This window comes from Streptomyces echinoruber (assembly GCF_014651135.1).
GTDB classification, from domain to species: domain Bacteria; phylum Actinomycetota; class Actinomycetes; order Streptomycetales; family Streptomycetaceae; genus Streptomyces; species Streptomyces echinoruber.
Genome location: NZ_BMWH01000002.1, coordinates 400,213 through 417,269, shown reverse-complemented (window position 1 = coordinate 417,269; position 17,057 = coordinate 400,213). Strand labels below are relative to the sequence as shown.

At 71.6% G+C, this 17,057-nt stretch carries 14 protein-coding genes; 3 read left to right on the top strand and 11 right to left on the bottom strand.

Going from position 1 to position 17,057, the window contains the following annotated elements; genetic code table 11:
• Positions 1-14: 14 nt before the first annotated feature.
• From IE225_RS04925 to IE225_RS04910, 3 genes are all read right to left on the bottom strand, one after another.
• A complete protein-coding gene (locus IE225_RS04925) occupies positions 15-836 on the bottom strand; it encodes an HAD family hydrolase (protein ID WP_190056046.1) in 822 nt (273 codons plus the stop codon).
• Complete coding sequence (locus IE225_RS04920; protein ID WP_190056113.1) at positions 836-3,307, bottom strand: phosphoribosyltransferase; 2,472 nt, start codon at positions 3,305-3,307, stop codon at positions 836-838. The genes IE225_RS04925 and IE225_RS04920 overlap by 1 nt, the downstream gene beginning before the upstream one ends.
• A 188-nt stretch (positions 3,308-3,495) precedes the next feature.
• Entirely contained in the window at positions 3,496-4,713 is a 1,218-nt protein-coding gene (locus IE225_RS04910) for an HpcH/HpaI aldolase/citrate lyase family protein (RefSeq protein WP_190056045.1), read from the bottom strand.
• Between the two features lie 210 nt (positions 4,714-4,923).
• Between IE225_RS04910 and IE225_RS04905 the strand changes: the two genes are divergently transcribed.
• On the top strand, positions 4,924-5,814 hold the full coding sequence (locus IE225_RS04905) for a TerD family protein (RefSeq protein ID WP_190056044.1): 891 nt from the start codon (positions 4,924-4,926) through the stop codon (positions 5,812-5,814).
• A 46-nt stretch (positions 5,815-5,860) separates the two neighbouring features.
• Here IE225_RS04905 and IE225_RS04900 read toward each other — a convergent pair whose 3' ends face one another.
• From IE225_RS04900 to IE225_RS04875, 6 genes are all read right to left on the bottom strand, one after another.
• Positions 5,861-6,592, bottom strand: coding sequence for a TerD family protein (locus tag IE225_RS04900; protein ID WP_190056043.1), 732 nt, complete (start codon positions 6,590-6,592; stop codon positions 5,861-5,863).
• A 149-nt stretch (positions 6,593-6,741) separates the two neighbouring features.
• Positions 6,742-7,890 carry a DUF475 domain-containing protein gene (locus IE225_RS04895; protein ID WP_190056042.1) on the bottom strand — a complete coding sequence of 383 codons (1,149 nt, stop codon included), beginning with the start codon at positions 7,888-7,890 and terminating at the stop codon, positions 6,742-6,744.
• A gap of 142 nt (positions 7,891-8,032) precedes the next feature.
• Positions 8,033-8,608: a TerD family protein gene (locus tag IE225_RS04890; RefSeq protein WP_190056041.1), complete on the bottom strand. Its 576-nt coding sequence runs from the start codon at positions 8,606-8,608 to the stop codon at positions 8,033-8,035.
• A gap of 170 nt (positions 8,609-8,778) precedes the next feature.
• Entirely contained in the window at positions 8,779-9,354 is a 576-nt protein-coding gene (locus IE225_RS04885; RefSeq protein WP_190056040.1) for a TerD family protein, read from the bottom strand.
• 125 nt (positions 9,355-9,479) lie between these two features.
• Entirely contained in the window at positions 9,480-9,938 is a 459-nt protein-coding gene (locus IE225_RS04880) for a peroxiredoxin (RefSeq protein WP_190056039.1), read from the bottom strand.
• A 122-nt stretch (positions 9,939-10,060) separates the two neighbouring features.
• A complete protein-coding gene (locus tag IE225_RS04875; protein ID WP_190056038.1) occupies positions 10,061-10,498 on the bottom strand; it encodes a DUF3052 domain-containing protein in 438 nt (145 codons plus the stop codon).
• A gap of 441 nt (positions 10,499-10,939) precedes the next feature.
• Here IE225_RS04875 and aceE point away from each other — a divergent pair, with 441 nt between their 5' ends.
• Together aceE and IE225_RS04865 are read left to right on the top strand one after the other, a co-directional pair.
• On the top strand, positions 10,940-13,687 hold the full coding sequence (aceE, locus tag IE225_RS04870) for a pyruvate dehydrogenase (acetyl-transferring), homodimeric type (RefSeq protein WP_190056037.1): 2,748 nt from the start codon (positions 10,940-10,942) through the stop codon (positions 13,685-13,687).
• A gap of 76 nt (positions 13,688-13,763) precedes the next feature.
• Positions 13,764-14,507: a potassium channel family protein gene (locus IE225_RS04865; RefSeq protein ID WP_190056036.1), complete on the top strand. Its 744-nt coding sequence runs from the start codon at positions 13,764-13,766 to the stop codon at positions 14,505-14,507.
• A gap of 68 nt (positions 14,508-14,575) precedes the next feature.
• Here the strand turns inward: IE225_RS04865 and IE225_RS04860 are convergent, their stop codons facing one another.
• Both IE225_RS04860 and IE225_RS04855 read right to left on the bottom strand, forming a co-directional pair.
• Positions 14,576-14,884, bottom strand: coding sequence for a small hydrophobic protein (locus IE225_RS04860; protein ID WP_190056035.1), 309 nt, complete (start codon positions 14,882-14,884; stop codon positions 14,576-14,578).
• 499 nt (positions 14,885-15,383) lie between these two features.
• Entirely contained in the window at positions 15,384-16,997 is a 1,614-nt protein-coding gene (locus IE225_RS04855; protein ID WP_190056034.1) for an MFS transporter, read from the bottom strand.
• Positions 16,998-17,057 lie beyond the last annotated feature (60 nt).

The window sequence follows — 17,057 nt, the reverse complement described above, 5'->3', positions numbered from 1 at the left end:
CGGCACCGCCCGGCTCAGCGCCGCACGCCCCCCTGCCGCGCCTCCCGCAGGAACTCCCGCACGATCCGCTCCCCCGCCAGCACCCCCCGCTCCGGGAGGGCGCCGACCGACGGAGCCGTCCAGCCGGAGTCGGCGAGTTCGCCGTGGCCCGGGCGCCATCCCCGGTCGGCGGCCAGCAGCAGGTCGGTGTCGAGGAGCGAGTCCCCGGCGGCGAGCACCAGGTCGGCGCCGGTGCGGCGGGCGATCTCGCGGACGGCCGCGCTCTTGGTGAGCGGCTTGGGGACGGCGTAGATCTTGCGGCCCTGCAGGGACACCGTCCAGCCGCGGTTCTCGGCCCACACGGCGAGCTCCTTCACCCAGTCCTCGGGGAGGAGTTCGCGCTCGACGACGAGGTAGGCGAAGAGGTCCTCGGCGACGCGGTGCTTGCGCACCCACACCGGGTCGGCGGTGCGCAGCAGGTGCTCCTGCACCTCGGCGAGCGGCGCGCACTCGCCGGCCAGCCGCGCGGTGACCCGCCGGTGCCAGCCGGGGTCGGAGACGCCGTCGACCAGGAGGTGGCCGCCGTTGGCGCAGACCGCGTACGCGGGGGCGGGGCCCGGCAGGTTGATGCGCAGGTACTGCTTGCGGGTGCGGGTCGTCGTCGGTACGAAGACGGCGGCGTCCGCGAGGTCGGTGAGCAACTGTGCCGCCGTCTCCGTCATGAACGACAGCGGCCGGTGCTCGTGCACCTCCACGCACAGCAGCCGCGGCGCGCGGGCGTCGGGCATGGTCAGGGACAGGGCCGCCGCGGAGTAGATCAGCGTCCGGTCGAGGTCGCTCGCCACCAGTACCGGCATCAGGCGCCCACCGCCCGGCCGTCGGCGCCGATCGCCCCGCGCGTGTACTTGGGGTGGATCAACCCGACGCAGGAGTAGGGAAGTTCGGCGACCTCCTCGACGGGCACCCCGCGCTGCTCGGCCAGCAGCCGGACGTGGTCCAGGTCGGCGCCGGCCCCGGCGCGGGCGAGGATCCGCCACGGCACCCGGCGCAGCAGGACGCGGGTGGTCTCGCCGACGCCGGGCTTGACGAGGTTGACGTCGTGGATGCCGTACTCCTCGCTGATGCGCTCCACGGCCGCCCAGCCGGCCCAGGTGGGCGTGCGGTCGCTGTTCAGCAGTTCCTTCGCGGCCAGTTCCACGGCGTGCCCGACCTCCGGGAAGCGGGCGGAGACCGCGTCCAGGAACACCGAGGACACGTCGGCGCCGGCGAGTTCGCGGTAGAACTTCGCGCCGTGGTAGTCGTGCGGGCCGACCAGGTCGGCGCGCAGCACCGTGCGCGATATCAGGCCGGAGACGGTGGAGTTGAGGCAGGCGGAGGGGATGAGGTAGTCCTCGCGGGTGCCGTGGGTGCGCACGCAGGAGCCGGGGTCGGCGAGCACCGCGATCTCCGGGTCGAAGCCCGTGATGCCGTGGGCCTGCTCGAAGTCGCGCAGGGCCGCGGCGAGTTCGCGGGCGATGGCGCCCTTGCCGGTCCAGCCGTCGACGAACACCACGTCCCGCGGGTCGTGGTGGGCGGCCAGCCAGCGCAGCGCGTTGGCGTCGATGCCGCGGCCGCGCACGATGGAGACGGCGTAGTGCGGCAGGTCGAGGCCGTGCCGGTGCCTGGCCCAGCGGCGCATCAGGATGCCGACGGGGGTGCCGGCGCGGGCCAGCGAGACCAGCACGGGACGCGGGGAGCGCTCGGCGAGGACGAGTTCGGTGACCACGCCGACGGCCTGCGCCAGCCGGGCGGCGGAGGCTTGCAGCGCCGCGTGGAACAACTGCTGGTACTGCTCGCTGGGCTGGTACTCCACCGGCAGGGACTCGGCGTAGTGCGCGCCGCCGCTCTGGATGGCCTCCTCCCGCTCCTCGGTGGGCGCCTCCAGCGTCACGTCCGACAGGTCCTGCAGCAGCCAGCCCACCTCGTCGGGCGCGTAGGAGGAGAAGGCGGGGCCGCGGAGGGGCTCGGGCAGCATGGCGGGTCTTTCTGCGGAGGCGGGCGGCACGTACGACGGTACGACCGCGTACAGGACGTGCGGGGTGTGCGCCGCGAGCTGGGCCAGCAGGCCGTCCGGCGCGTGCAGCGCGGGCGTGTCGGCGGCGGAGTCGACGACGGCGACCACCGCGTCGAAGCCGGCGCCCGCGACGTTGTAGGCATAGCGCTCGCCGGGGCCGTCGGCCGGGTCGTCGTGCGCGGGGAAGACCAGGCGGGTGCGGATGGCGTAGCCGGGGTCGTCGACGGCGAGGACGGGCGAGCGGGTGGTGGTGGAGTAGCGCACCTCGGCGTCGACGACCTGCTCCAGTTCGCGGGCGATGCGCAGCGGCGCGTACATCAGCTCCTCGCAGCCCAGGACGAGCACCCGGCGGGCGCCGGCGGGCAGGGCCTCGGCGACGCGGGCGGCCATGGCGGGCAGGGCGCGCTCCAGGCGGGCACGGTGCGCGGGGGTGAAGCCGTGCCGGCCGCCGTCGGGCACCCCGCGCGGCCAGTGCAGCTCGACGCGCGCGATGCGGCCGTGGGGCCGCGGCGGCGGGGGCGCGGGCCGTTCGTGGCGGGCGACGAGCTCCTGTCCCCGGGCGAGCACTCCCTCGGGCAGCCGTACGGTGCCGGAGGCGGTGGCCACCAGGTCGACGCGGGCGCCGATCTCCCGCGCGAACTCCTCCAGGCGGCCGGCGTCGGCGGGCGAGCGCAGGTCGACCAGGGCGACCACGACGTACCGCTTTCTGGGGTGGCGCTCGTGCAGGGCGCGCACGGTGTTCAGGACGGTGTTGCCGGTGGAGAACTCGTCGTCGACGAGGACCAGCGGGCCGCCGCCGGCCAGCAGCCCGGGGTCCTCGGGCAGCAGCAGGTGGGAGGTGGCGTGCGAGTGGGACTCCTCGAAGCCGCCGGCCGGGGCGACCCCCGGCACGGGGCGGCGGGTGGAGTGCAGGTAGGGGGCGTGGCCCAGGCCGTCGGCGACCGAGTGGCCGAGGCCGGTGGCGGTCTCCGCGTAGCCGAGGACGACCGCGCGGCGCGCCTCGGCGTCGCCGAGCAGGTCGCGCACCCGGCGGCCCAGGGCGAACCCGTGGCCGTAGACGACGGACGGCGACTGCGGGACGTGCTTGCCGAGCACGTGGGACACCAGCAGGTGCGCCCGCTTGGGGTTGCGGCGCAGTGCCAGTCCCAGCAGGCCGGTGAGCCCGTCGTCGCCGGTGAGTTCCACGCCGAGCCGCTCGGCGACCCACCTGCCCGACCAGACGTCACCGGTGCCGTCGGCCCTGTTGTCCCCGCCGGTCCTGCCGTCCCCGTCGATCCTGCCGTCCCCGTCGATCCTGCCGCTCCCGTCGATCCTGCTGTCCCCGCCGGTCCTGCCGCTCCCGTCGGTCCTGCCGTCCCGATCGGCCCCGTTGACCCCGTTGCTCTTGTTGGCCTCGTCGGCCTCGTCGTTCACTTCCCCGTCCCTGCGTCGCGTGTGCTGCGGTCTTCCCAGTCTCTCCCCGTTCAGCCGGCCTCACCCGTCCGGGTGCCGGTGCCGGTGCCGCGCAGGCCGCCGGGGATGCTGGCGGCGAGCAGCTCCACGAAGCCGACGTCCTCGCGGGCGACGCCGAACACCTCGGCGCGCAGCAGGATCCGCTCGGCCCAGGCGCGGTGCGGCTTCACCTCGTTCATCTTGTTGGTGTACGCCGACCGCAGCACGCCCCCGCCGCAGCGCTCCGGCCGGAGGATGTCCCGGGCGTCGCTGAACTCCTCGTGGCTGACGACCGACAGGGCGTGCACGGGCGGCACGTGCGAGGGGTGGATGCAGGTCTTGCCGAGCAGGCCGTTGGCCTGGTCCAGGCTGATCTCGCGCAGCAGTCCGTCCATGGCGTGCTCGATCAGCGCCTGCCGCAGCTCCACCGCGTGCCCCTCCAGGAACGGGCTCTGCCGCAACTGCGGCTTGAACATGCGCTCCTGGACGCGGAAGTACTCCCACACCGGTCCGGTGACGGTGAATCCGGTGCCGTCGGCGCGGCCCAGCATGTTGACCACGTCGGCGATGACGGAGGCGACGACCTGCACGTCGTAGGCGGTCATGTCGGGGGCGCGGCGCAGCCCGTAGGAGGAGCAGAAGTCGGTCACGCCCAGGCGCAGCGCCAGCACCCGCTCGCGGTACTTGTCGACCGCGCGGAAGATGCCCTCCAGGGTCTCCACGCGCGACTCGCGGTACAGCAGCTCGGGCGACTCCAGCACCGGCATGGCGAACAGCCGCCGCCCGCTGTCCGCCTCGGCCTGCGCCAGCGCCTCCAGGAACGGCATGCCGCGCTCCTCGGTGAACTTCGGCAGGACGAAACCGGACAGCAGCCGCACCGCCGGGCCCAGACGGCGGACCAGGTCGGGTATCTGCCCGGGGGCGCGGACCCGGACGAACAGCAGCGGCGGGTCCGTGTCGAAGGGGGCGCGTCCGGCCAGGTCGGTGAGGTGGCGCACCAGGTTCTCCTCGGCCGCCGGCACGTCCGCGTCGTCGATCGAGTCCTCCAGGCACAGCACCATCGACACCACGCCGCGGCCGGTCTGCTTGACGATGTCGTCGGCGAGCCGCGGCCGGGTGGCCGGGCTGTACAGAGTGGCCCCGAGGGCCGCGGAGAGCAGCCGGGCCGGGGAGTCGGTGGTGAACTCGCACGGCTGGCGGTGGAAGAGGCGCTGCCGCACCTCCGGGGCGATGTGCCCGAAATGACGCATGGAGCTCCCTCTGCGGCCGTGACGGCCGAGAACAGACGGTCGAAAGGTGGCCGGTAATAGTACGTAGGTGCGGGTGCCCCCGGTTCCCCCGGCGCATGAAAATCAGGTAACGCACGCGGGGAGCTCCCGCGGTGGCGGTGCCGTGCGGGTGGCGCCCGCGCCGCCGCACCCGCATTGTCGTGGCCAGGACCGGCAAGGCAGGATTGCCGCATGACGCACGCCATGCTGAAGGGGTCGAACGTCCCGCTGGAAGCCGCCACGGTACGCGCCGTCCTGCGCTGGCAGCCCGGTCAGGGCGTTCCCGACGTCGACGCCTCGGCGCTGCTGCTCGGCCCGGACGGGCGCGTGCGTTCGGACGAGGACTTCGTCTTCTACAACCAGCCCCGCCACCCGTCGGGCACGGTGTGGCGGCTGGGCAAGAAGCGCACCGCCGACGGTCTGACCGACACGATCCAGACGGACCTCGCCGCGATGGAGGCGGAGGTGGGCCGGGTGCTGCTGGTCGCCTCCGCGGACGGGGTGCCGTTCGGCCGGGTGCGGTCGCTGTGCATCCTGCTGTACGACGCGGGCGCCGCGGACGGGGAGCCGCTGGCCACCTTCGACATCAAGCCGGAGACCGGCGAGGAGACCGCGCTGATCTGCGGTGAGCTCTACCGGCGCGGGGAGGGCTGGAAGTTCCGGGCGCTCGGCGAGGGCTACACCCAGGGCCTTAAGGGCCTGGCGACCGACTTCGGCATCTCCGTGGACGAGTCGGAGGGGGCGGACGGTGCCCCGTCGACGGCACTCCAGCAGGGCGCCCCGGCACCGGACCTGTCCCGGCCGCTGCCGCCGGAGCAGTCGCCGCCCTCCTACGGCTATCCGCAGCCGCAGCAGCCGCAGCATGCACAGCCCGCGTACAGCTACCCGCAGCCGGCGGGCACCGCGGCCTACGGGCACCCGCAGGGCGAGCCCGCCGCGACCGCACAGCCCGCCTCGACCGCGCAGGGCGCCGCGACCGCGCAGGGCGGGGCCTTCGGCTACGGCTACCCGCCGGCGGCGCCACCGGTGCCGGACGCGGAGTTCCGCATGCCGCCGATGGGCCCGCAGTTCGTACGGGGCTGAGCCGCGCCGCGTACGGGACTGAGCCGCGCCGCGGCCGGGGCTGCGCCTACACCTTCGTCTTGTAGCCCCGGCCCCACTGCAGCCCCCACCCGTAGAGCCGGTCCAGTTCGGCCTGGAAGCCGTAGACGAACTTCACCTCACGGCGCACCACGATCTCGTCCCTGACCTTCTCGATCATGACGACGGCACAGGAACGGGCCTGCGGGTGGCGCTCGTCGAGGTGGATCTCGATGCGGGGGCCGTTGCCGGGATAGAGCGTGACGATGGCGTGGGTGCGGTCGAAGGCGGGCGTCTGGTCGTAGATGTAGACGAAGACGAGCAGCCGTTTGATGTCGTCCCGGTGGTCGAGGTTGACGTACATCGTCTCGCCGGACGCCGAGCCGAACCGGTCGTCGCCGCTGAGCTTCACGTACGGCGGCGAGTTGACGTCGCCGAAGAAGCCGCCGAGAGGCTGGACGACGCCCTTGCTGCCGTCGGCCAGCTCGTACAGGCAGCCCAGGTCGAGGTCGACGTCGACCATGCTCTGGGTGTGGCCCATCACCTCCGGCGGCTTCAGCGCCCGCAGCGGGTGGCGCAGCAGGCTCTCGCGCCGGCCGCCGCCCACGTCGGAGGTGCGCATCCGCCAGGTCAGGTTGATCCGCAGGTGGCCGGTGGCCGCGCCCTGCTTGGTCAGCGACACCTGATGGTGCCGTTTGGTCAGCTCGATGGCGTTGGTGGAGGAGCTGCCCGAGTCGAACTGGGCCGCCCGCCCGCCCAGCAGACCGTCGAAAAGTCCCATCTCCCGTCTCCCGCCCCCTGTTGCGCACGTGGACACGACTCAGCGGGGCGGCCCGGAAACCGGCCGGTTTCCGGGCCGCCCCGCTGAGAGCCTGCCTCACCCGGGTGCCGTTCACACACCCGGGCCGGCGCGGGCGGCGGGGGCCCGCCTCACGCGCGGGAGGAGACCTCGGCCGGCTCGTCGGAATCCTCCGCCTTGCCCTCCCCGGCCGCCAGCGCGCGGTTGCGGCGCACGGAGGAGAAGAAGGACCAGGCGATCAGGAGGACGCCGACCAGGCCGGTGACGACCTCGTTGATCTCGTACTGGATGGTGACCATCAGGATCACGGCGAGCGCGCCGATCGCGTAGTGTGCGCCGTGCTCCAGGTAGACGTAGTCGTCCAGGGTGCCCTGGCGGACCAGGTAGACGGTCAGGGAGCGGACGTACATCGCGCCGATGCCCAGGCCGAGGGCCATCAGGACGATGTCGTTGGTGATGGCGAAGGCGCCGATGACGCCGTCGAAGGAGAAGGACGCGTCCAGGACCTCCAGGTAGAGGAACATGAAGAACGCGGCCTTGCCGACCAGTGCGACCGCCGAGCGCTGCCTGCCGCTGCGCGCGGCCTCTTCCTCCTCCTCGTGCTCGCGTTCCTCCTCTTCCTCCAGCCGGTCCTCGAAGTAGCCGGAGAGCCCGCCGACGATCATGTACGTGATCAGGCCGGCGATGCCGGCGATGAGCACGGTCTGCGCCTTGTCGACGTGCGCGCCGCCGTGCTGGTGGGCGTGGGTGGCGAAGGTGAAGGAGGTGATCAGCAGGACGATCAGCGCGAGGCAGACCGACAGCATGTCGACCTTGCCGAGCTTGGCCAGCGGCCGCTCGATCCAGCGCAGCCACTGGATGTCCCGGTCCTCGAAGATGAAGTCCAGGAAGATCATCAGCAGGAACATGCCGCCGAACGCCGCGATCGCCGGGTGGGCGTCGGTGACGAGCTGCTGGTAGAGGTCCCGGTCGGTCAGCGCCAGATCGACCGCGTCGACCGGGTTCTTCTTCGCGGTGACGGCGACGATGAGGACGGGGAAGACCAGCCGCATGCCGAAGACCGCGATGAGCACGCCGACGGTGAGGAAGATCCTCTGCCAGAAGGCGCTCATCTTCTTCAGGATCCCGGCGTTGACCACCGCGTTGTCGAAGGACAGCGAGACCTCGAGGATGCCGAGGATCGCCACGATGCCGAGGGCGGTCCACCCGTCGTAGAGCACCGCTGCGACCAGACCGAGCGCGGTGACCGCGAACGACCAGCCGAAGGTTTTCAGAAGCACTGGCTACCCAATCGTGTGTCGGGGTCCCCGGGCGGAGCTGGAGGGAGAACCCCCCGCGCCGCACTCGGCTTTACTCAACGTTGACCCCGAAGTTTAGAGTGCTTGTAGGTCGCGGAGCGGGCGGGGCCCCCTCGGCCGGCACCTACGCGACGTTCACCCCGAAGTCGAGGGCGATGCCGCGCAGACCGGATGCGTACCCCTGTCCGACGGCCCGGAACTTCCACTCGCCCTGGTAGCGGTAGAGCTCACCGAAGATCATGGCGGTCTCGGTGGAGGCGTCCTCGCTCAGGTCGTAGCGGGCCAGCTCCTGGCCGTCGGCCTGGTTGACGACGCGGATGAAGGCGTTGCTGACCTGGCCGAAGGTCTGGCGGCGCTCGTCGGCCAGATGGATGGAGACCGGGAAGACGATCTTGTCGCACTGCGCCGGCACCCGGGAGAGGTCGACCAGGATCGTCTCGTCGTCGCCCTCGCCCTCACCGGTGAGATTGTCGCCGGTGTGCTCCACGGAGCCGTCGGGGCTCTTGAGGTTGTTGTAGAAGACGAACCACTCGTCGCCCAGCACCCGCCCGCCCTGGCACAGCAGCGCGCTGGCGTCGAGGTCGAAGGGTGCGCCGGTGGTGGAGCGCGCGTCCCAGCCGAGCCCGACCGACACCTGGGTCAGGTTGGGTGCGGCCTTGGACAGGGAGACGTTGCCCCCCTTGGCGAGCGTGACGCCCATGATGATGGTCCTCCCCGAGACGGTGCGAGATGGTGCCGAGCGGAGCCGGTGGTGCCGTGTGCGGGTCGTGCCCTGTGCGGGTCGTGCCGTGTGCCGGTGGTCCTGCGCGTCCGGCGCCGCACGAAGGCGTGCGGCGCCGGACGGGTGCGGTGGGTGCTGCGGCCGCTCGCTCAGACGTTGACGCCGAAGTCCTGCGCGATGCCGCGCAGGCCCGAGGCGTAGCCCTGGCCGATGGCGCGGAACTTCCACTCCGCGCCGTGCCGGTAGAGCTCACCGAAGACCATGGCGGTCTCGGTGGAGGCGTCCTCGCTCAGGTCGTAGCGGGCGATCTCCTGCTGGTTGGCCTGGTTGACGACGCGGATGAACGCGTTGCGCACCTGTCCGAAGGACTGGCCGCGGTTCTCGGCGTCGTAGATGGACACCGGGAAGACGATCTTGTCGACCTCGGCCGGGACCCCGGCGAGGTTGACCTTGATCTGCTCGTCGTCGCCCTCGCCCTCACCGGTGAGGTTGTCGCCGGTGTGCTCCACGGAGCCGTCGGGGCTCTTGAGGTTGTTGAAGAAGACGAAGTGCTGGTCGCTGACGACCTTGCCGGAGGAGTTCAGCAGCAGCGCGCTGGCGTCCAGGTCGAAGTCCGTGCCGGTCGTGGTGCGGGCGTCCCACCCCAGACCGACGATGACCGCGGTCAGGCCCGGGGCCTCCTTCGTCAGCGATACGTTGCCGCCCTTGCTGAGGCTGACTCCCACGAGTCCTCCTTGGGTTCCGGGGGCGGGGAGCCCCGTCGTTTCGTACGTCGTGTGCCGTATGCCGGATCAACGAGTCGATCCTAGTGACGGGTTCCCGCCCCCCGCAGGCCCTGGAGCCGAACACGTCAGAGGGTGTCGAGCGCCTTCACGTACTCGTTCAGGTCACGCGCGTCCGGCAGGCCGTTGACGACGGTCCACCGCACGACGCCCTCCTTGTCGATGATGAAGGTCCCGCGCAGGGCGCAGCCCTTGTCCTCGTCGAAGACGCCGTAGGCGCGGGAGACGTTGCCGTGCGGCCAGAAGTCGCTGAGCAGCGGGTACTCCAGGTTCTCCTGCTCGGCGAAGACGCGCAGGGTGTGGATGGAGTCGTTGGAGACGGCGAGCACCTGGGTGTCGCGGTCGGAGAACTGCGGCAGGTGGTCGCGCAGCTCGCACAGCTCGCCGGTGCACACGCCGGTGAAGGCGAAGGGGTAGAAGAGCAGGACCACGTTCTTGCTGCCGCGGAAGTCCGAGAGCCGTACGGTGCGGCCGTGGTTGTCCTTCAGCTCGAAGTCGGGCGCCTTGTCGCCGACCTGGATCGCCATCGTCCTCGGTTTCCCTTCGGTGGGCTGTTCGGGTGGGACCACCCTACGCAGCGCCCGCCGAGAGGTGGCGGACGGGCCGGGGAACGCCGGCCCGTCCGGGGTCGCTCACCGGGGCGGAGCCGTCACCGCTTGGACTTGGCGGCCTTCGGCGTCACCAGACGCGAGCCGCTCCAGTCCTTGCCCACACTGACGCTCTTGCTCGCCGACAGACCCGCCGTCGTCGCGGCTTCAGAGATGTCGCTGGGCTCCACGTAGCCGTCCCGGCCGGTCTTCGGCGTGAGCAGCAGGATCGCGCCGCCCTCCTCGACGTACGTGGTGGCGTCCACCAGCGCGTCCGTCAGGTCGCCGTCCTCGTCGCGGAACCACAGCACCACGGCGTCGGCCACGTCGTCGTAGTCCTCGTCGACGAGCTCGCTGCCGATCAGGTCCTCGATGGCCTCGCGGAGCTCCTGGTCGACGTCTTCGTCGTAGCCGATCTCCTGGACCACCTGCCCGGGCTGGAACCCCAGCCTCACGGCAGGGTTCGTCCGCTCCTCCGCGTGGTCCGCGGTCGCGCTCACGGGTTGCCTCCTGGTGATGTTGCGATATAGGTCTTCAGCCACGCGCGTGCGCGAAGCATTGGCCGTAGTCCACACGGGCGGGGCGGATCGCGCAAGTACCCGGCGGTTCGGACCGTCGAAACGGTGACGATCCGGGCCGGGTCGCCGCAACTCCTGACACGGTATCGCGCTCCGCGGTGACGCACACCACGGCGTTGTGCCCGCTTTGCGACTTTGGGAACCCGGCCCGAATGAGCACGGACGAGCCCGGACGCGGGGGAACCCGGCCCGGGTGGAGGGGAGCCCGGCCGGTTCCCGGGTTACCTCTCGGTAGAGATGTCGTTTCGCTTCCGCGAGGTACACGATGGGGAACAGCTCAGGTCCAGCCCCAGACTCCCCCCGAAGTCCCACGACACCCCGAGAAACCCAGAAAATGTCGCCCTCCGACAGGTAAGGAACAGCGTGGCTTCCGGATCCGATCGCAACCCGATCATCATTGGCGGCCTTCCGAGTCAGGTTCCTGACTTCGATCCCGAAGAGACCCAGGAGTGGCTCGACTCGCTCGACGCGGCGATCGACGCGCGCGGCCGCGAGCGGGCCCGGTACCTCATGCTGCGGCTGATCGAGCGGGCCCGCGAGCGGCGCGTGGCCGTGCCCGAGATGCGCAGCACGGACTACGTCAACACCATCGCCACCAAGGACGAGCCGTTCTTCCCGGGCAACGAGGAGATCGAGCGCAAGATCCTGAACGCGACCCGCTGGAACGCCGCGGTGATGGTCTCCCGCGCCCAGCGGCCGGGCATCGGCGTCGGCGGCCACATCGCCACCTTCGCCTCCTCCGCCTCCCTCTACGACGTCGGCTTCAACCACTTCTTCCGCGGCAAGGGCGAGGGCGACGGGGGCGACCAGGTCTTCTTCCAGGGGCACGCCTCCCCGGGCATCTACGCGCGCGCGTACCTGCTCGACCGGCTCTCCGAGGAGAATCTGGACGGCTTCCGGCAGGAGAAGTCCAAGGCCCCCCACGGCCTGTCCAGCTACCCGCACCCGCGCTCCATGCCGGACTTCTGGGAGTTCCCGACGGTCTCCATGGGCCTGGGCGCGATCGGCGCGATCTACCAGGCGCGGATGAACCGCTACCTGCACGCGCGCGGGATCGCCGACACCTCCCGCTGCCGGGTGTGGGCGTTCCTCGGCGACGGCGAGATGGACGAGCCGGAGTCGCTCGGCCAGCTCACCCTGGCCGCCCGCGAGGGCCTGGACAACCTGACCTTCGTGGTCAACTGCAACCTGCAGCGCCTGGACGGCCCGGTGCGCGGCAACGGCAAGATAATCCAGGAGCTGGAGTCGGTGTTCCGCGGCGCCGGCTGGAACGTGATCAAGCTGATCTGGGACCGCTCCTGGGACCCGCTGCTCGCCCAGGACCGCGACGGGGTGCTCGTCAACAAGATGAACACCACGCCGGACGGCCAGTTCCAGACGTACGCCACCGAGTCGGGCGCCTACATCCGCGAGCACTTCTTCGGCGACGACCTGCGGCTGCGCAAGATGGTCGAGCACATGACCGACGACCAGATCCTGCACCTGGGCCGCGGCGGGCACGACCACCGCAAGATCTACGCGGCGTACAAGGCGGCCGTGGAGCACAAGGGGCAGCCGACGGTCATCCTGGCCAAGACGATCAAGGGCTGGACGCTGGGCCCCAACTTCGAGGGCCGCAACGCCACCCACCAGATGAAGAAGCTGACGGTCGACGACCTCAAGCGCTTCCGGGACCGCCTGCACCTGCCGATCTCCGACCGGGAGCTGGAGTCCGGCCCGCCGCCGTACTACCACCCGGGCCGGGACTCGGAGGAGATCCAGTACATGCACGACCGGCGCAGGAACCTGGGCGGGTACGTGCCGACCCGCGTGGTGCGCGCCAAGCCCCTGCCGCAGCCCGACGACAAGACCTTCGCCACGGTGAAGAAGGGCTCCGGGCAGCAGATGATCGCCACCACCATGGCGTTCGTCCGGCTGCTGAAGGACCTCATGCGCGACAAGGAGATCGGCAGGCGGTTCGTGCTGATCGCGCCGGACGAGTACCGCACCTTCGGCATGGACTCCTTCTTCCCCAGCGCGAAGATCTACTCGCCGCTCGGCCAGCTCTACGAGTCCGTCGACCGCGACCTGCTGCTGGCGTACAAGGAGTCACCGACCGGGCAGATGCTGCACGACGGCATCTCCGAGGCGGGCTGCACGGCCTCGCTGATCGCGGCCGGCTCGGCCTACGCCACGCACGGCGAGCACATGATCCCGGTGTACGTCTTCTACTCGATGTTCGGCTTCCAGCGCACGGGCGACCAGTTCTGGCAGATGGCCGACCAGCTGGCGCGCGGCTTCGTGCTGGGCGCGACCGCCGGCCGTACGACACTGACCGGTGAGGGGCTGCAGCACGCCGACGGGCACTCCCAGCTCCTGGCGTCGACCAACCCGGCGTGCGTCGCCTACGACCCGGCGTACGCCTACGAGATCGCGCACATCGTCCAGGACGGCCTGCGCCGGATGTACGGCAGCTCCCCCGAGCACCCGAACGGCGAGGACGTCTTCTACTACCTCACCGTCTACAACGAGCCCATCCGGCAGCCGGCCGAGCCGGAGGGCGTGGACGTCGAGGGCATCCTCAGGGGCATCCACCGGATCAGCGCGGGCTCGAGCGGCTCGATCCCGGCGCAGATCATGGCGTCGGGCGTGGCGGTGCCGTGGGCGCTCGACGCCCAGCGCATCCTCGCCGAGGACTGGAACGTGCGGGCCGACGTGTGGTCGGCGACCTCCTGGAACGAGCTGCGGCGCGATGCGGTGGCCTGCGAGGAGCACAACCTGCTGCACCCGGAGGAGGAGCAGCGGGTGCCGTATGTGACGCGCAAGCTCAGCGGCTGCCAGGGCCCGTTCGTGGCCGTGTCCGACTGGATGCGGTCGGTGCCCGACCAGATCGCGCGGTGGGTGCCGGGCACCTATCAGTCGCTCGGCGCGGACGGCTTCGGCTTCGCCGACACGCGGGGTGCGGCGCGGCGGTTCTTCCACATCGACGCCCAGTCGATCGTGGTCGCGGTGCTCACCGAGCTGGCGCGCGAGGGCAAGGTGGACCGGTCGGTGCTCAAGCAGGCCGTCGACCGCTACCGGCTGCTGGACGTGACGGCGGCGCACCCGGGGACGGCCGGCGGCGACGCGTAGCGCCGCGCGGTCCCGGTGCCGCGGGGCGGCGGAGCGCGCAGCTCCGCCGCCCTTACGTTTTCTTTACGATGCCCCCATGAGGGAAGACTCGGCCCAGGCCCGCTGGGAACGGCGCACCCAGCGGCCCCTGTTGGCGCTGGCGGTGGTCTTCGCGCTGGCCTACGCCGTGCCGATCGTGGACAGCGCCGCGAGCCGGCCGGTCACGCTCGCCTGCACGGTGACGGAGTGGGCGGTGTGGGGCGCGTTCGCCGTGGACTACCTGGTCCGGCTGGCGCTGACCCCGCGGCGCCGGGAGTTCGTGCGCACGCACTGGCTCGACCTGTGCGCGGTGCTGCTGCCGCTGCTGCAGCCGCTGCGGCTGCTGCGGGTCGTGGCGACGCTGCTGCTCGTCGGGCGGCGGGCGCGGATGGCCTCACAGATCCGGCTGACCACGTATGTCGCCGGGTCCGTGGTGGGGCTGCTGATGTTCGGCTCGCTGGCGGTGCTGTCGGTGGAGCGGAACGCGCCGAACGGGAACATCAAGACGCTGGGCGACGCGGTGTGGTGGTCGTTCACGACGATGACGACCGTCGGGTACGGGGACCACGCGCCGACGACCGGACTGGGGCGGATGCTGGCCGTCGGGCTGATGCTGTCCGGCATCGCGCTGCTGGGTGTGGTGACCGCGAACATCGCCACATGGTTCATCGCCCGGTTCGAGCGGGACGACATGGCGGAGCGGCGGCAGACCGAGGCCATCGAGAGGCTGGCGGAGGAGGTCCGCGCGCTGCGGGCGGAGGTCGCCCTGCTCTCCGAACGGGCGGAGGAGCTGCGGCGGTGAGCACACCGGCGCACGGGCGGGCCCCCGGCGGATGCCCGCCGGGGGCCGCGGCCCCGGACCGGATCCGGTCAGAACACCGGGCTGCCCGAAGCCGCGGCTCCGATCAGCCGGACGACCGCCAGGAGGGTGTCGATGGCGCCCAGCACGAGAGCGATCAGGGCCGGCAGGTTGCCGCGGCCGCCCGCCCAGGCGCGACCCATGGCCAGCCGGCCGCAGACGACCGCCACCGGGCCGAGGACGATGCTCAGCGCGAAGAATCCGGCGACGGCGCAGATGGCCCCGATGATCCCGAGTGTCGCGCGGTCCGGCCCGGTCCGTGACCCCGTCCGGCCACGTGAGCGGGGGTACCCGCGCGTTCCGTGCCCCAAGCCCGCCATATCAACTCCCTTGGCCGTGCGGCCAGTTCGGGTTCTCCGTGATACTGGTGCGGGTACCCCGGCCCTGGCGGGCAATCCTTGACGGCCGTACTTTTTTCCGCCTCGGCGGCCGTGCTCTTCCTGGTGTCCCGGGCGGGAGCCCCCACGTCCCGGGCGGGAGTCCCCATGTTCCGGGCGGGAGAGGGCGCTGCCCGCGCGCTGCCCCCCTCCAGCAGCGCGCCGCAGCGATCCGTCCCCATGCCCTGCGGAGGACGTGACCCACTGTGACCTGCGGCGCGCGCCGGAGGCGAGGGATCTTGAACAGAGTCACCCAAATAGGTGAATTTCTCTCATTTCCCCACAGGCCGGTTTCCCCACCGGCCGGTCCGGCCGGTGGGCGGCGGACGGCCGTCCGCCGCCCATGGGTGCCCGCCCACGGGTGCCTATCCGTGGGTCGCCCGCCCACGGGTGCCCGCCCGCGGCGGGAAGCCGCAGGCGGCCGCCCTCGGACGTGTCGCCCTCAGATGTGCCCGACGCCCGCGCCCGCCTGCGCGTTCTCGCCGCGCTTGGTCAGCAGGGCGACCAGCACGGCCACGGCCGCGACCCCGGCCGCGACGAGCGAGGCCAGGCTCATGCCGGACATGAAGGTGTCGTGCGCGACGGCCGTGACCTTCGCGGCGATCGGCCCGGGCGTGCCCTTCGGCACCGGCGCGACACCGACCTGGACCGCCTCGGACGCCTGGTCGAGCTGGGCCGGGGTGAGCCGCGGCAGACCCGCGCGCGTCCAGTTGCCGGGCAGGGCGTGGTCCACCTTGGAGGCCATCACGGCGCCCAGCACGGCCGTGCCGAGGCTGCCGCCGATCTGCATGGCGGCCTGCTGGAGGCCGCCGGCGACGCCGGAGAGCTCCATCGGCGCGTTGCCGACGATGACCTCGGTGGCGCCGACCATGACCGGGGCGAGGCCGAGGCCGAGCAGCGCGAACCACAGGGACATCACGCCGCCGCCGGTGTCCGCCTCGAGCGTCGACATGCCGTACATGGCGACCGCGGTGCAGATCATGCCGCCCGCGAGCGGGATGCGCGGGCCGAGCCGGGTGATGAGGGCGCCGGCCAGCGGGGAGCCGACGATCATCATGCCGGTGAGCGGCAGCAGGTGCAGGCCGGCGTCGACCGGGCTCATGCCGTGCACGTTCTGCAGGTAGAAGGTGACGAAGAACAGGCCGCCCATGAAGGCGATGGCCATGAGGACCATCAGCACGACCCCCGCGGACAGGGGCACGGAGCGGAACAGCGCCAGCGGGATCAGCGGCTCGCGCACCTTCGTCTCCCAGAAGGCGAACAGGGCGAAGCCGACGACGGAGGCGCCGATGAAGGCCCACGTCCGCCCGTCGCCCCAGCCCCAGGTGGGGGCCTTGATGAGGGCCCACACCAGGCAGAACATCGCGGCCGACAGCAGGGCGATGCCGAGCAGGTCGAAGGAGCGCGGGGCGTTCTCGGCGCGGTGGTCGAGGAGGATCAGCAGGCCCAGGACCAGCGCGAGGGCGCCGACGGGCACGTTGATGAAGAACACCGACTGCCAGTTGACGTGCTCGACGAGGACGCCGCCGAGGATCGGGCCGCCCGCGGTGGAGGCGCCGATGACCATGCCCCAGATGCCGATGGCCATGTTGAGCCGCTCGGCCGGGAAGGTGGCCCGCAGCAGGCCGAGCGCGGCCGGCATCAGCAGCGCCCCGAACAGGCCCTGCAGCACCCGGAAGGAGACGACCAGGGCGATGGAGTGGGACAGGCCGATGGCGCCGGAGGAGGCGGCGAAGCCGGTCACGCCGACGAGAAAGGTCTGGCGGTGGCCGAAGCGGTCGCCGAGCTTGCCCGCGGTGATCAGGGTGACCGCCAGGGCGAGGAAGTAGCCGTTGGTGATCCACTGGACGTCCGAGAAGCTGGCGTCCAGGTCCTTCTGGATGGCGGGGTTGGCGATGGCGACGATGGTGCCGTCGAGGGCCACCATCATGACCCCGACGGCGACGGTGACGAGAGTGATCCAGGGGTGGCCGCGCAGCCCCCTGGGCGGCGTCGAGCCGGACGAGCCGGCCGCGCCCCCCGGGCCCGTCGCTTCGATGGCGGTCTGACCAGTCATGCGTTCGAGGCTAGTGACAGCCGCTGACAGTTGACAAACCGGTTCACCAGTCGGTCACTG